This is a genomic window from Halomonas sp. HNIBRBA4712 (assembly GCF_043558675.1).
GTDB lineage: Bacteria > Pseudomonadota > Gammaproteobacteria > Pseudomonadales > Halomonadaceae > Vreelandella.
Genome location: NZ_JBIFXR010000008.1, coordinates 1 through 15771, shown reverse-complemented (window position 1 = coordinate 15771; position 15771 = coordinate 1). Strand labels below are relative to the sequence as shown.

The window sequence follows — 15771 nt, the reverse complement described above, 5'->3', positions numbered from 1 at the left end:
CCATGCAAGCCGACCCGTTCGACGCCATCACCCTGGTGGTCCTTAACAGCGAGCAGCTCGAGGGCCGCTCTTCCAGCAGCCACGTCTTCCAAAGCGACGGTGGCACCCTCGGCAGCGGCGAGTTCGATGGCTGGTTGCTGCAAGACCAGGCACGACGCATCAAGCCGCACCACGCCGAGATCACCAAGGTCGACGGCAAGTTCTGCCTGGTGGATGCCAGCGGCTACACCTTCATCAACGGCGCCACGCTGCCGGTGGGCCGCAACCGCAAGGTCGCCCTGCGCGACGGCGACGAGCTGACCGTCGGCATCTACCGGCTCAAGGTGCATTTGGGTAATCGCCACGCCTGGCAGCCGGGCATGCACGCGCTGACCACCCTGGTCGACGACGAGCAGGAGGACGTCACCCGCGACGTCGGCACTGCCCCCCTGCAGCGGGAGCGGGATGGCGAGCTCGAACGCGCCGATCAGCGCGAGGACCCGATCGAGGCGCTGGGCGGGGTGATTCCCGGCTCGCTCCAGCACGACCCGATGAGAGCCCTCGACGACAGCGAGCCGACCCCCCGCGGCATCGACCCGCTGGAGGAGCTGCCGTTCACCCGCAACGAACCTTACGGACAGGGCACTCGCGAACCGCGCGAGGAAGCGGTGCGCCTGCCTGGCATCAAATCCCTAACCGGCACGAGAACGCAGAGGAGCACAGACATGGATGAGCGGCAACTGGACGACCTGGAACGCTCGGTAGGCGAGCAGCTGGAGGACCGCTGGCAAAAGCCGATACCACAGGAGCTGAGCCACGTTGGCGCCGACCCGCTGCTCCGTGGGCTGGGGCTCGACCTTGGGTTTCGTGACAGCGGCGAGCAGCAAGCATTTCTCGAGGAAGCGGGGCAGACCCTGCGCGCCACCATTGACGGGCTGCGCACCCTTCAGCAGGCCCAGAACGACAGCCGATATCCGCTGCGCGACCGCCGTCTTCAGCCCATCGAGGACAACCCCCTGCGGCTGGGGCTCGATTTCGAGCAGACCGCCGAGACCATGTTTTCGGCCCAGCGCAGCTACGTGCATCTCTCCGCCCCCGAGGCGGTGGCCGAAAGCCTGCGCCATCAGGGGCAGCACCAGGTGGCGGTCGAGGAGGCGATCAAGGAGGCGCTGGGGGCGATTCTCGATGCCTTTTCGCCGGAGGCGATGCTCAAGCGCTTTCACGCCTACCGGGGAGCGGGCAACCGCATCGAGAACGAGGAGGGCTGGGCCTGGGAGATGTATCAGCACTACTACCGTGAGCTCAATTCGAACCGCCAGCAGGGGTTCCAGAAGCTCTTCTGGGAAGTCTTCGAGCAGGCCTACGACCACTCCGTTCGCCGTCAGCAGCGGGAAGCACCATGAGCACCGCCACGTTCATACGGCTGGCAGGCATTGCCTGCCTGTGCCTACTGTTTGCCGGCTGCGCTTCGACTCGAGAGGCCGCCAGCAAGTCCTGGCAGGTCATGCGTGATCCGTCGATTCCGGTGGGCTATCCGGAGGAGCGCCCGACGCTGGTCGATCTGAGCATGGTGGCGGAGCCGGATGTGAACCCCAATCTGGACGGAGAAGGCACGCCGCTGCGTTTTCAGGTGCTGCAGCTCAAGGATGACTCGATGCTGATGGCCGCCGATATGCTCCAGCTGCGCGAGGATCTCGAAGAGGCGCTGGGCACCAACTACCTGACCCACGACGATTTTACCCTACTGCCGGGGCAGTGGAAGTTCTACGAGCCCTTCGAGATCGACGAGCAGGCGCGCTACATCGGCATCATCGCCTTCTACGCCACGCCCAACGAGGCCGAGTGGAAGAAAGTGGTGAAAGTGAGGAGTCAGGCCCAACACTATCATCTGCTCGTTCACCTCCGTGACAGCGAAGTCGAGTTAAGGAAGGAGGAGTAATGGCCAGTCGCAACCGCGTGGTCTGGAGCGAGGGGCTGTTCATCAAGCCCCAGCATTTTCAGCAACAGCAGCGAAGCCTCGAGGGGCTTCTCGATACCCGGCTCAAGGGCGTGAGCCACTATCTCTACGGCTTTCTGACCCTTGAGCTCAACCACGAGTTCTTGAGCTTCGGGCGCATCGCCATCAGCCGTGCCAGCGGCGTGATGCCGGACGGCGTGGCGTTTCATCTGCCCGGTGATGATCTTGAGCCCGCCGCGCTCGAGATCGATGACGCCAGCCTCACCAACCAGGTGGTTTACCTGGGCATTCCGCTCGCCACCGACGGCGTCGGCGAGGTGCGCTGGCCCGAGGACGACCTGCCCGCTCGCTACCGGATGACCGCGCGCAGCGTGCGCGATCTGCACTCCCAGGAGGGTACCACGGCACAGCTCGACGTCGCCCGCGTCTCGCCCCGGCTGTTGCTTGAGCGTGACGACCGCAGCGGCTACGCGTGCCTTGCGGTGGCGCGCATCGTCGAGCGCCGCCCGGATGGAAGCCTGGTGCTCGACGAGCAGTTCTTGCCGACGCTTTTGAACGTACAGGCGGCGGCTGGTCTCCAGCGCTTCGTCGGCGAGATGGCGGGGCTGATGCGCGAGCGGGCGCGCAACATCGCCCAGCGCCTCTCCACGCCCCATCAGGCAGGGGTGGCGGACGTTGCCGACTTCATGCTATTGCAGCTTCTCAACCGGGCTCAGCCGCGCTTTCAGCACCTGGCGCGTTTGGGCCAGCTCCACCCGGAGCGTCTCTACGACACCATGCACGAGATCGCCTGCGAGCTGATCACCTTCACCGACGAGTCGCGCCTGCCGCCGGAGTGCCCAGCCTACGATCACGACCACCCGGAGCGTGCCTTCAAGCCGCTGATGCGGATGCTGCGCCAGTCGCTCTCGACGGTGCTCGAACCTCGCGCGGTGGCGATTCAGCTGCAGTCGCGCCGCTTCGGCCTGCTGGTGGCGCCGCTGTCCGACGCAAGCCTGATCGAGTCCGCCCAGTTCATCCTCGCGGTGCGCGCCGACATGCCGAACGAACGCCTGCGCAAGCTGTTTTTGCAGCAGACCAAGGTGGCCAGCGTCGAGCGCATTCGCGATTTGATCAGCCTGCAGCTGCCGGGGGTTCCGCTCGAGCCGCTACCGGTGGCGCCGCGGGAGCTGCCCTACCACGCCGGCTACACCTACTTCCAGCTGGATCGCCAGAGCGAGGCCTGGAGCATGCTCGAGGGCGCCAGCGGCTTTGCGTTCCACGTGGCTGGGGAGTTCCCGGGCCTGGAAATGCAGTTCTGGGCGATCAGGAGTTAAACCATGTCACAGCTAGCCACCAATGAGCCGAGCGCCTCTGCGTCAAAAGCGGTGAAGGGGCGCCACGAGGACTTGATCAACGAGCGCGGGCTCGAACATTTGATCCATAGCCACGCCGAGCAGCTCGACGCCGACGAGGATTACTGGTTTCGACTGCGCGGCCACAACCTCAACCCGCTGGTCGACGCCGCCGGAAGCCTTTTGGGAATGGTGGTAAGGGTGCGCCAGCTCGATCAGGTCGCCGACGTCGAGCGCCTCTACCGCCAGGTGGTGGACGAGATCGCCGCCATCGAGATCGAACTGACCGAGCAGGGCTACGACCGAGCGACGCTTCTGGCCTACCGCTACGTGCTCTGTTCGTTCATCGACGAGGCGGTCATGGGCATGCCCTGGGGGCGCCAGAGCAAGTGGGCGGAGCACTCGCTGCTGGCTCGCTTTCACAACGAGACCTGGGGCGGCGAGAAGGTGTTCTCGATTCTTGCCCGGCTGCAGCAGGAGCCCAAGCGCTACCGTGACATGCTGGCCTTCATCTACCTGTGTCTGTGCCTCGGATTCGAGGGGCGCTATCGGGTGATGTCCCATGGGCGCGACGAGTACGAGCAGATTCTGCGGGCGCTTGGCGACCAGCTCTCCGCCATGGCGGAGCCGATGGGGGAGGATGCGCTCACCCAGCCCCTGCGTAACGTGGCCAAGGGCCGCCGCCGTCGTGGGGCGAGCTTTCCCATCTGGGGCATCTTTGCTCTGTTCGGGGTCGCCATGGTGGCGGTTTACCTCGGCTTTTCGCTCTCGCTCGACCGCCAGGCCGAGCAGATCACCACGCTTCTCAACCAACTTTACCGCTAGGAGATGCCATGCTCAGGGTAGAGCTGCCGGCGCTGATCGACCGGCTCAACGCGATCGCCAGGCAAGGGCTCGAGCAGGCCGCCGTACTGTGCGCCGAGCAGCAAGCGCCGGAAGTAACCGTCGGCCACCTGCTTCAGGCGCTGCTCGACCTGCCGCTGTGCGACGTACGCCTGCTTTGCGAGCAGATGGACGTGGACACCGAGGCGCTGCGGGCAGCGCTTGCCGAGGAGACCCGCCCGCCGCGTACCGTGGAGGTGACCACGCCGAGTTTCTCGCCGCTGCTGGTCGAGCTTCTGCAGGACGCCTGGCTACTGGCCGCCACCGAGTATCAGCACGCAGCGCTCAGGAGTGGGGCGATCTTCACCGCGCTGTTGCATACGCCGGAGCGCTATTTGGGCCCGGGCTCGCGGCGCCTGCTGGCCGAGATCAACCGCGAAAATCTGCGCCGGCGCCTCGACGCGCTGACCACGGACTCCGCCGAAGCCCCGCAGGAGGCGCACGCGCCGCCTCGCCAGCGCCCCGCCGGCGACGATAGCGCGCTTGCTCGCTTTGCTACCTCGCTCACCGAGCAGGCGCGTCAGGGCGAACTCGACCCGGTGCTGGGCCGCGACCCGGAAATCGATCAGATGCTCGACATCCTGGGACGGCGGCGCAAGAACAACCCGATCGTGGTCGGCGATGCAGGGGTGGGCAAAAGTGCGGTGGTCGAGGGCCTGGCCGCGCGTATCGTGGCGGGCCAGGTGCCGGCGGCGCTGGCCGGGGTCGAGCTGCTGACGCTGGATCTAGGCGCGCTTCAGGCCGGGGCGGCGGTCAAGGGCGAGTTCGAAAAGCGCCTCAAGGCGGTGATCGACGAGGTCAAGAACGCCGCGTGGCCCACGCTCTTGTTCATCGATGAAGCCCACACCCTGATTGGTGCCGGCAACCAGGAGGGCGGCGGCGACGCGGCTAACCTGTTGAAGCCCGCTCTGGCCCGGGGCGAGCTTAGAACCATCGCCGCCACCACCTGGCGTGAGTACAAGAAGTACTTCGAGAAGGACCCCGCGCTCTCCCGGCGCTTTCAGCCCGTGGCGCTGTCCGAGCCGAGCATCGATCAGGCGCTGGTCATCCTGCGTGGCTTGCGTGACGTTTACGAGCGCGCCCACGGCGTGCTGATCGGCGATAGTGGCCTGCGCGCCGCCGCCGCGCTTTCCGCGCGCTATTTGGCCGGGCGCCAGCTGCCGGACAAGGCGATCGACGTGCTCGACACCGCCTGCACGCGACTGGCCCAGGCACTGGATACCCCGCCGCGCCAGCTGAGCCATCTCAAGAGCGAGCATACCGCCGCCGTGCGCGAGCGCGACCAGCTCGCCCGCGAGACCCTCTTGGGCCGCACCCAGGAGCCCGCCCGGCTTGAGGCGCTTAAAGAGCGCCTGGCCGGGCTCGAAGAGGAACTCGCCACCCTGGAGGCCGCCTGGCAAGCCCAGCGCGACTGCGTCGACGCCATCGTCGCCCTGCATCGCCAGCTGCTCGACGCCGAACCGCAAAGCGATCCCCAGGCGCTCCACGCCGAGCTCGCCGAGCGCGAGGCCGAGCTTCGCCAGCTTCAGCACGCCTTCGCGCTGGTCAACCCGAGCGTCGAGGAGGCGCAGATCGCCCAGGTGATCGGCGACTGGACCGGGGTGCCCGTCGAGCGCATGACCAGCGACGAGCTGACCCGTCTGACCGAGCTTCCCGAGCATTTGGGCCAGCTCATCAAGGGCCAGGACGTGGCCATCGAGCGCATCCACCGCCACTTGCTCACCGCCCGGGCGGATCTACGCCGACCGGGGCGGCCGCTCGGTGCGTTCCTGCTCGCCGGGCCCAGCGGCGTGGGCAAGACCGAAACCGTGGTGCAGATCGCCGAACAGCTCTACGGCGGGCGGGAGTTTCTGACCACCATCAACATGTCCGAATACCAGGAGAAGCACACCGTCTCGAGGCTGATCGGCTCACCGCCGGGCTACGTCGGCTTCGGTGAAGGCGGGCTTCTGACCGAGGCGATCCGCAAGCGCCCCTACTCGGTGGTGCTGCTCGACGAGGTGGAAAAGGCGCACCCGGACGTGCTCAACCTGTTCTACCAGGCCTTCGACAAGGGCGAGCTCGCCGATGGCGAAGGGCGGCTTATCGACTGCAAGAACGTGCTGTTCTTTCTCACTTCGAACCTCGGCTTCGAGCAGATCAACCGCTATCACAATGATCCTGCTGCCCTCCTTGATGCGCTCTACCCGGTACTGGCCGACTTCTTCAAGCCGGCGCTTCTAGCGCGCATGGAAGTGGTGCCTTACCTGCCGCTTTCTGGCGATACGCTGCGCGACATCGTCGCGGCCAAGCTCGACACGCTGGCCTGGCGCATTCGCGCGCGCCATCCCCAAGCCGAGGTGATCCTTGATGACGCGCTGCGCGAGGCCATCTGCACCCGCGCCACGCGCAGCGAGAACGGCGCGCGAATGCTCGAATCGGTGATCGACGGCGAGCTGCTACCGCCGCTCTCTCGGGCGCTTCTGGAGCGCATGGCCCGCCGCGAGCCGATATCGCGGGTGGTGCTGGGTATCGACGCCGAACGCCAGACCTTCGATGCGCAGGTCGTGTGACGCCATGACGCTTTCCACCCGCCCCGTTGATCCACCGATGTCGGCGTTGTCGGCCATGCCGCTGGCGCTGACGCTGGTAGAGAGTGACTCGCTCCGTGCGCTGCGCCGCCAAGCAGCCAGGCTTCTGCGCCGCCAGCTGGGGCTTGCCATGGTGGAGTGTCTGTACATCGATGGCAGCGGGCGCTGGGTGGGACGCGACGACGCAACAGAGCGCTTTGACTGCGCCGATTTCAGCCACCCCTACGCTCATGTGATTCGCAGCGACAAGGCGCTCGGCCTGACCGTGACCGACGCCCGCCTGCGCCTGGACCACGACGGGTTCCAGGCCCAGATCGCGCCGCTGGGAGCGCGCCTGCGCCTGCACCTGCGCCCGCTACGCGCACCGGACGGCCGGCGCGAGTGGCTCGGCGTGCTACTGCTGGCCGGCGACCCGGCGCTGTTCGAGACGCTGTTCGACGCCCCCGGCATGGCCGCCTTCGAGGCGCTCTTGTGCCGGCTGTGGGCGCGGCTGGCCCGCGAGCACGGCGAGCGCCAGCGCTCCCGGGTGCTCGAGGAGTCGCTCTCCAAGCTCAATGACGGTGCCCGCCGCCAGGCCCTGGCGGATCGTCTGGGGGAGCGCCTGCTGGGGCGCTCGAGCGTCATGCAGACGCTGAGAAGCCACGTGGTGCGCGCCGCCGAGACCAACCTGGCGGTGCTGCTGCAAGGCGAGACCGGCACCGGCAAGGATCGCGTGGCCCAAGCGATCCACGAGCTCTCGGGGCGTGCCCAGGCGCCGTTCATGGCGATCAACTGCGCAGCGATCCCCGAGACGCTGCTGGAGTCGGAGCTCTTTGGCCACGTCAAGGGGGCGTTCTCCGGGGCGGATCAGAACCGTGAAGGGCTGATCGCCAAGGCCCATGGCGGCACGCTGTTTCTCGACGAGATCGGCGACATGCCGCTGGCGCTTCAGGCCAAGCTTCTGCGCGTGCTGGAGAGCGGCCGCTACCGCCCGCTCGGCGCCAGCGACGAACGCTGCGCAGATCTGCGCGTGGTCGCGGCCACACATCAGCCGCTGCGCGAGCAGATCAAGGCGCAGCACTTTCGGGCGGATCTCTATTATCGGCTGGGGCAGTTTCCGATCACTCTGGCGCCGCTCGCCGAGCGGCGCGACGACATCGAGATGCTCGCCCAAGCCTTCATCCGCGACTTCTGCAAGCGCGAAGCGCGTAGCGACATGGGCATCACCCCGGCGGCGCTGCGGCTTTTATACCGGCGCGACTATCCGGGCAACGTTCGCGAGCTCAAGAACGTGATCGACTACGCCTGCGCCATGACCCCCCCGGGGGCGGATATCGGCCCCGACCAGCTGCCCGGCGAGCAGCCGCCAGAGGTGGCGCTCGAGCCGGTGGTAGAACCGGCGGCGGCCCGGCCGGCGGCCACGGTGGTGCCCAATGAAATCGACGACCTTCGCCAGGCCCTGCGGGAGATCGAATCCTCGATCATCCGGCAGCGGCTGCAGCGCTTCGGCGGCAACCGCGCCCAAGCGGCGCAGAGCCTGGGGCTGCCCAAGCGCACGCTGGCGCACAAATGTCAGCTACTGGAGCTGGATACCAAATGAACGTGATGTTTGCACAACGCCGCTGGCTGTACGGCGCGCTGTTGACCCTGAGCCTGACGAGTCTCGCTAACGCCCAGCAGCCGAGCGCCTTGCTGGAGGCGGCGCGGGACTGCGGCCAGGAAGACTCGCGGCTGGAGCGGCTCAACTGCTACGACGCGCTGTTTCTCGACGCCGCCTCCTCTGAGACGCCGGGCGAGCTGCCGGCGCTCTGGTACGCCATCGAGCGCCAGGAGGCCGGCCGTGAGCAGGGCGACATGGGGCTGATCGAAAGCCAGACTCAGGACAGTATCCTGATCAGCGTACCGGCGCTGGGTACCACGCCGCCCCGCCCGGTCATGGTGCTGGCCTGCGAAAAGTGGATCACACGTTTTCAGCTGCATCTGCCGGAGCCCCTCGCGCAGGCCCGGGTGGACGTTCGCTTGAGCGGCGACAACGGCTCGGTCACTCAGCAGTGGCGGGTGCGCGACGGCGGCCGAGTGGTGGGCGGTGGCCGGGGGCTTCCGGCCATCGAAACGCTGCGCCAGCTGCTCGGTGCCAGCACCGTCACCCTGCAAAGCGACGTGGCGGCCCTCGACGGGCTGCGCTTTGACGTGACCGGTCTGCGCCAGGCCGTTGGCCCGCTGCGCGACGACTGCGGCTGGTAAGGAGAGACGATGAAGATCACCGCAGAATCCCAGCTCGCCCCCCTGCTCGCTGCGCTGCCGGAGAACGCCGACGGTGCGCCGGTGGGCGAGCCGGTGGAAGAGGGCAGCGACTACCTGGCGCTGGACGAGGAGATGATGAAGATCGGCTCGCTTCAGCACGGCGCTATCGACTGGGAGCAGGCCGAGACCCGGGCGGTGCGCCTGCTCAGCGAGCGCGGCAAGGACCTGAAGGTGTTGGGCCACCTGCTGCACTGCATGCAGCATGGTGGCAGCGGCGTGCGCTTTGCGCTGTCGCTACGCCTTCTGGCCCGGGCCATTGCTGCGCCCTGGTGGGAGCACGCCTACCCCTTCGCCGGCAAGCGCGGGGCCAAGCTGCGCCCGCGGCTGTTCCAGCAGTTCGTCCAGCGTAGCGTCAAGCTCGTCGATACCCTCGACTTCCACAACGCCCAGGAAGAGTTCGACGCCTTTGAAGCCTCGCTTGGCGAGCTGGCCCAGGAAGTGGCCAAACGCTCGTTGCCCCATCAGGCGCTCGACGAGCTGACCCGCAAGCTCGGCGACAAGCGCCCGACCCAGGACGCCGCGCCACCGGCTCAAGGGGCGCCCGCGGCGCCTTCCGAGACGGCGCCTTCGAACCCGCGCGAAGCGCCATCAGCGCCGGCGGCCAAGGCACCGGAGCTTCGCCTGGAGGCGGGCAACGAGCGGGCCAACCGCCAGGCGCTGCTCAACATGGCGGAGTTTCTCGCCGAGCAGTCGCCGGGCGAGCCGCTCGCTTACCGCCTGCGCCGCTACGCGATCTGGAGCACGATCCAGGCGCTGCCTGGCGCCAACGCCAGCGGCAAGACCGAGCTTGCCCCGGTCTCGGCGGATCGCACGGCGGAGTACCGCGAGGCGACCAGCAAGGGCGGCGACGAAGCGCTCTGGGCGCGCATCGAGAAGAGCCTGGCGCTGAGCCCCTACTGGCTCGAAGGCCACCGGCTGAGTGCGGGGCTGGCGAAAACCCTGGGGCATATGCGCTGCGCCGAGGCGATTCGCGACGAGACCCAGCGCTTCGTCGCCCGGCTGCCGGGCATCGAGGCCCTCACGTTTCAGAACGGCGTAGCGTTTCTCGATGACGAGACCGCGAGGTGGCTGACCAGCACTCCTGGCGGGAGCGGCGGCGGCGAAGGCGGTAGCGATGACTGGCAGCAGGGGCTCGCCGAGGCGCGGGAGATCCTCGAACAGGGCGATACCGGTGCCGCGCTAAAAGTGTTGGACAGCGGCCTGAACGCGGCAAGCTCGCCGCGAGAGAGCGCCTACTGGCGGCTAGCCAGCGCCGAGCTAATGAGCGAGGCGGGGCTCGAGAGCCTGGCCCGCCAGCACTACGCCACGCTGCATCAGACGGCGACCGAGCTTGCGCTGGAGCAGTGGGAACCCGCGCTGGTCGCGCGCCTGCAAGCCGCACTGAAACAGGCCTGATGGCAAGGCACAGACATCGCGCCAACCGGTACATACCGATGATCATCTTTAAAGGGACGAGGGACGAAGGCTCATGTGGTCAACCTTGAAATCGAAGCTAAGCCGCTGGGTGCCGGAATTCTCCAGGGCACAGACGGCGAAGAACCGGGCCAACGCCCACCTCAACAAGGCGCGGGGGCTGTCACGACTCTCCATGGCGCTCTGGGCGGTGTTGGTGCTCCTGCTGCTGGTGGCGATCTGGTGGTTTGGGCCCCGTTGGGAAGTGGGCGGTGTGATGCCGCTTTCGCCCTTCGTCAACCGCGTGGCCGCAACGCTTGCCATCGTGACGCTGGCGGCGGTGGTGTGGGGCGTGCGCCTGACGCGCCGACTGCGCGAACTCGACACCGAGCGCGCTCAGGAAGCGGCGCTTCAGCAGGACCCGGTGCTCGCCCAGGTCGAGCGCCAGGAGACCTCGCTCAATGCAGTGCTTGGCGAGCTCACCGAGAGCCTGGGCGGCAACAACGCCCGCTACCGGTTGCCCTGGTACCTGGTGATGGGCGTCGAGAACGCCGGCAAGACCAGCCTGATCAACCGCTCCGGCCAGAACTTCGCCCTGACCCACGTGATGAAGGCCAGCGGGCAGAGCAGCAAGCAGGGCCAGCTCGGCTTCGACTGGTGGATCGGCGATCAGGCGGTACTGATCGACCCGGATGGCGAGCTTCTGACCCAGGGCGCCATGGAGGGCGGCGAGCCTCAGGAGCTTCAGCGGCGGCTGTGGGATCACTTCGTCGATTGGCTCGAGCGCAACCGCGCTCAGCGCCCGCTGGATGGCATCGTGCTGGTGCTCGACCTGGCGCGGCTAAGCCACGCCCAGGTCGCCGTGCGAAAGGCCTACGCGACGCTCTTGCGTAGCCGCCTGCGCGAGCTGATGGAGCGCCACGGCGCCAGGCTTCCGGTCTACGTCACCTTCAGCAAGATGGACCTGCTGCACGGCTTCGACGACTTTTTCCGCCACTACTCCCGGGCCGCGCGCAAGGCGCCGCTGGGCTTCACCTTCACCCCAGGCTCCATCGACACCCCGGGGCAGTGGGAGCGCGAGTTCGCAGCCGATTTCGACGCCATGCTCACCCGCCTAAATCAGCTTTTGCCGGGCATGCTCGCCGAGTGTCGCGACCGCGAGGAGCGCGAATCGGTGTTTCGCTTCGTGCGCCAGCTCGCCGGACTTCGCGACGTGCTGCTGGGCTTTTTGACCGAGTCGCTCTCAAGCGACCGCTTCTCCACCGCGGCGATGGTGCGCGGGGCCTACTTCACTTCGGTGTACCAACAGGGCGTGCCGGAGGACCCCTTCGTCGACGCCGCCGCTCGGCGCTACCACATGGACGACAGCGTTCAGCCTGCCCACCGCGCGACCCGCAGCGCCCTCTATTTCACCGAGGAGCTGTTCGAGAAAGTCATCTACCCGGAAGCGGGACTGGCCTCGGATAACGCCCGCGTCGCTCGGCGCCGGGAGCGCGCCCGTAACGCCAGCCTGGCGATCTGCGCAGTGCTCGGCGTGGCGCTGGTGGGCGGCTGGACCCACTTCTACCAGAAGAACAGCGTCTCGCTTTCGGCAGTGGAGGAGCGCGCAGAAACCTACCTGGCCACCCGGCCCGAGGAGTTTCGCAGCGACGACCCCAGCGGGCGCGAATTCCTCGAGCCGCTGGACCGGCTGCGCTACGCCATGCAGACCTTCGGCGAGTACCGTACTCATACGCCGTACTTCGCCGACATGGGCCTTTACCAGGGCCACGTGATCGGCGCCCAGGTCGAACGGGCGTATCTTGCCATGCTGGAAACCCAGTTCCTGCCGGCACTGATGATCGGCATCATGGATGACATGAACCGCGCCGAGGAGGGCAGCAACGAGAAGCTCGCCCTGCTGCGGGTGCTGCGCATGATGTCGGATCAGAGCGGCCGCCAGACCGAGCGGGTGGAGCGCTACATGGCCAACCGCTGGCAGGGTTACTTCCCCCAGCAGGGCGACGTGCAGCAGCGCCTCTTGACTCACCTTGACTACGCCATGGCGCACAGCGATCTTCAAGGCCGCATAGAGGCGGGGAGCCCCCGCGCCGAGCAGGCCATGGCGCCGCTTGTGGGCAGCATCGAGGCCGCCCAGCAGGATCTCTTGCGTCAGCCCATCGACGAGCGGGTCTACGCCGCGCTCAAGGCCGCCGGTAACCGTCGCGGCGAGCCGCTGGATCTGCGCCGCAGCGTGGGCACGCTCTTCAACACCGTCTTCATGGCTCGCAACGACGATCCGGACCACGTGCGGCTGCCGTATCTGGTCACTCGCGACGGCTTCGAGAACTACTTCCTGCAGGAGCTCGACCGCGCCGTGGAGCTCGCCCTGATCGATGTCTGGGTGCTGGGCCAGCGTGACGACATCGATTTCAGCGAGGCGGACAAGGAGCAGCTGCAGATGGCGCTGCGCGAGCACTACGTCAGCGACTACCAGGTGAGCTGGCGCGACGCGCTGCGCGATACCCGCCTGGTACCGCTGCCGGACATTCACCAGGCCATCGTGGTGGCGGACGCGCTGGTCGGCGCCCAGCGCCCGCTGGACCGGCTGCTGGAAGCGGTTGCGCGCAACACCAGCCTCTACCCGGAGCTGCCCGAGGAGGACGATCTGGCCCGCGAGGCGCTGCGTCAGTCCCAGCGCTACCAGCTGGCGCTCGCCATCGAACAGCCCTTCACGCCGATCAACCGGCTCGGCCAAGCGGACAACGACAATCCCTCGTCGCTTGCCGAGATCAAGGTCGCCATCACCCAGCTTCGCGACTACCTGCGCGAGATCGAGGAGGCCAGCGATTCAGGACAGCGCGCCTTCATCAGCGTGCGCGACCGGCTCTCGCTGCGCGGCAGCGACCCCATCGAGAACCTGAAACGCATCGCCGACGATACGCCGGAGCCGGTCGGGCGCATGCTGCACCAGTTGGCCGACCAGAGCTGGGAGCTAATGATGGCCAGCGCCACCCGCCATCTGGAAAGCCTGTGGCTCGACGAAGTGGTCGCGCCCTATCAGGAGCGCCTGGCGGGGCGCTACCCGCTCGCCCCCGGCGCTTCCCGAGACGTGGCTCTCAACGACTTCGAGGATTTCTTCGCCCCCGGCGGCATTCTGGATACCTTCTACGAAGACAGCCTCAAGCCCTTCATCGAGGGGGCGCCAGAGTATTTGACCGACGCCGAGGGCAACTCGCTGTTGCGCGATAGCCTCTATACCGCGGTGGACCAGGCCGAGCAGATTCGCCGCGCCTACTTCAGCCGCGACGGCGCGCTGGACGTGGAGTTCGCCCTGGAGCCGGTGAGCTTGAGCGCCAACAAGCGACGCAGCGTCATCAGCGTGGACGGTCAGCTGATCGAGTACGCCCATAGCGCCAGCCAGCGGGTGTCGATGATCTGGCCCAACGCCCTGCGCGGGGGCACCGAAAGCCGCATCACCATGGTGCCGAGCGAAGTCAATCGCTCGCCGAGAAGCATCAGTCAGGACGGCGCCTGGGCGTGGTTCCGCCTGCTGGAACAGGCCGACATCACCAGCGTCAGCGAGCGCGAGCTGGAGCTTCGCTTCAACGTGGATGGCGGCACCATGCGCTACCGACTGTTCGCTGGCGGTGCCCCTAATCCCTTCACTCGGCCCTTGGCGGCGGGCTTTCAGCTGCCCTCCGCCCTCTACGCCGAGCGAGGTGGCCATGCTGACAACATTTAAGAGACTGTTTTCCCGGGAGGGCAAGCCCGCCTCCCGCCAGCGGCGTGGGCGCCCCCAAGGCGCTCGCGCCCTGGAAAAGGCCCAGGAGCAGGATATCGACACTTTTCTCGAGGCGGTCACCCAAGCCGACGCCAAGGGGCATTCGCCCTGGGTGCTGCGCGATCAAAACACCCTCGAGACGCTGCGCCGTGCGCTGGAGTTCACCGTTCACCGCGGGCTCTGGCTCCAGCAGGAAAACGGCCAAGTGGCGCACTGGCAGGGGCAGCTTCTATCGCTGCGCCACGGCGACGGCCCGCCGCTGGGCATGGTGCTGGCCTGCCGAACCGATGACGAGGCTGCCTGGCAGATCCGCTTTTTCTTTATCAGCCGCGAGTGGAAGGGCAGCGGCCACGGCACGCGGCTTTTACGGGCGCTGCGCGTCACCCTGAGCGGCGTGCCGCTGCAGACACGGCTGCCGCTGGCCTGCCAGAGTGCCGTAGACAGCCTCGAGACAGCGGGCTTTACCCGCCAGCACGTGGATGCCCTGGAGGTCGCCAGTTTTGAGGCGCCCGCGAAGTGGGATGAATAAGTGGAATGAATAAGCGGAATGAATAAGCGCAATGAATGAGCAGGATCGAACGAGGAGTCGCGACATGGATAGAACCTTCAGGTTGCCAGTGAACCCCACCGCCGAGCATGAAGGCGATTCCTTTTTGCTAGCGGCCGAAGGAGACCCAAGGGGCATCGCTGGCACGGCCGCCATCGTTTCAAGTTCAGAAGAGGGACATTGACATGCCAAGTACCGGCCTGCAGTTCACCCTGACACTCCCCGGCGTCGACGACGTTGCGGTGGTCGACTTCACCCACCGCGAAGCGCTCTCCGAACCCTTCGAACTCACGGCGACCCTGGCCAGCCGCGACGGCAGCCTGGACGCCGCCGAGCTGCTCGACCGCGAGGCCACGCTCACCGTGTGGCAGGACGGCGCGCCGCTGCGCCGGGTTCACGGCATCATCAGCGAGTTCGGCCGGGGTGATCGCGGCCACCGGCGCACCTTCTATACCCTCACGCTGCGCCCGGCGCTCTGGCGCACCTCGCTGCGCCAGAACTCGCGCATCTTCCAGAAGACCAACCCGCTCACCATCATCAACACCCTGCTGGACGAGCGTGGCATCAGCGACGTGGCGTTTGCCGTTAGCCGAGAGCCCGCCGAGCGCGAGTACTGCGTGCAGTACCGCGAGACCGATCTCGCCTTCATCGAGCGCCTGGCCGCCGAGGAAGGGCTGTTCTACTTTCACGAGTTTGAAGATAGCGAAGGCGGCGCCCACCGGCTGGTGTTTTCCGACGACCCCCAGGCGCTGACCAACCTGGGCGAGCGCACCTATCACAGCCGCGCCGGCGGCACGCCGCCCACCCGCCACGTGCGCAAATTGAGCCACACCGCCCGGGTCGCCGCCGCCAGCGCCCAGCTCAAGGACTACAGCTTCAGGAACCCGGCCTACGCCCAGCTCCACGATCATTTGGGCGATGACGTGGAGGCCCACGGCCAGCAGAGCGACTACGAGCACTTCGACTACCCCGGACGCTACAAGCAGGACGCCTCCGGCAAGCCCTTCACCCGCATCCGCCTCGAGCACCTGCGCCGCAACGCCACCACGGCCCGCGCCGAGAGC

Annotated in this window: 11 protein-coding genes; all 11 read left to right on the top strand. The window is 67.1% G+C overall.

Annotated elements, in window-relative coordinates:
* Positions 1 to 2: 2 nt before the first annotated feature.
* On the top strand, positions 3 to 1382 hold the full coding sequence (gene tagH, locus ACGK9R_RS14515; RefSeq protein ID WP_394582485.1) for a type VI secretion system-associated FHA domain protein TagH: 1380 nt from the start codon (positions 3 to 5) through the stop codon (positions 1380 to 1382).
* The gene (tssJ, locus tag ACGK9R_RS14510) at positions 1379 to 1918 is read left to right on the top strand and encodes a type VI secretion system lipoprotein TssJ (protein WP_394582484.1); all 540 of its coding nucleotides are present in this window, start codon (positions 1379 to 1381) and stop codon (positions 1916 to 1918) included. Before tagH ends, tssJ begins: the two co-directional genes overlap by 4 nt.
* Positions 1918 to 3252 carry a type VI secretion system baseplate subunit TssK gene (gene tssK / locus ACGK9R_RS14505; protein ID WP_394582481.1) on the top strand — a complete coding sequence of 445 codons (1335 nt, stop codon included), beginning with the start codon at positions 1918 to 1920 and terminating at the stop codon, positions 3250 to 3252. Before tssJ ends, tssK begins: the two co-directional genes overlap by 1 nt.
* A 3-nt stretch (positions 3253 to 3255) precedes the next feature.
* Complete coding sequence (gene icmH / locus ACGK9R_RS14500; RefSeq protein WP_394582479.1) at positions 3256 to 4095, top strand: type IVB secretion system protein IcmH/DotU; 840 nt, start codon at positions 3256 to 3258, stop codon at positions 4093 to 4095.
* An 8-nt stretch (positions 4096 to 4103) separates the two neighbouring features.
* The gene (gene tssH / locus ACGK9R_RS14495) at positions 4104 to 6704 is read left to right on the top strand and encodes a type VI secretion system ATPase TssH (RefSeq protein ID WP_394582476.1); all 2601 of its coding nucleotides are present in this window, start codon (positions 4104 to 4106) and stop codon (positions 6702 to 6704) included.
* A gap of 4 nt (positions 6705 to 6708) precedes the next feature.
* Entirely contained in the window at positions 6709 to 8301 is a 1593-nt protein-coding gene (locus tag ACGK9R_RS14490) for a sigma-54 interaction domain-containing protein (RefSeq protein ID WP_394582474.1), read from the top strand.
* A complete protein-coding gene (gene vasI, locus ACGK9R_RS14485; RefSeq protein WP_394582472.1) occupies positions 8298 to 8945 on the top strand; it encodes a type VI secretion system-associated protein VasI in 648 nt (215 codons plus the stop codon). The genes ACGK9R_RS14490 and vasI overlap by 4 nt, the downstream gene beginning before the upstream one ends.
* A 9-nt stretch (positions 8946 to 8954) precedes the next feature.
* On the top strand, positions 8955 to 10400 hold the full coding sequence (tssA, locus tag ACGK9R_RS14480; RefSeq protein WP_394582470.1) for a type VI secretion system protein TssA: 1446 nt from the start codon (positions 8955 to 8957) through the stop codon (positions 10398 to 10400).
* A gap of 73 nt (positions 10401 to 10473) precedes the next feature.
* The gene (gene tssM / locus ACGK9R_RS14475; protein ID WP_394582468.1) at positions 10474 to 14121 is read left to right on the top strand and encodes a type VI secretion system membrane subunit TssM; all 3648 of its coding nucleotides are present in this window, start codon (positions 10474 to 10476) and stop codon (positions 14119 to 14121) included.
* Positions 14105 to 14689 carry a GNAT family N-acetyltransferase gene (locus tag ACGK9R_RS14470; RefSeq protein WP_394582466.1) on the top strand — a complete coding sequence of 195 codons (585 nt, stop codon included), beginning with the start codon at positions 14105 to 14107 and terminating at the stop codon, positions 14687 to 14689. The genes tssM and ACGK9R_RS14470 overlap by 17 nt, the downstream gene beginning before the upstream one ends.
* Before the next feature lie 203 nt (positions 14690 to 14892).
* On the top strand, positions 14893 to 15771 hold an 879-nt coding region (gene tssI / locus ACGK9R_RS14465), incomplete at its 3' end, for a type VI secretion system tip protein TssI/VgrG (RefSeq protein WP_394582464.1).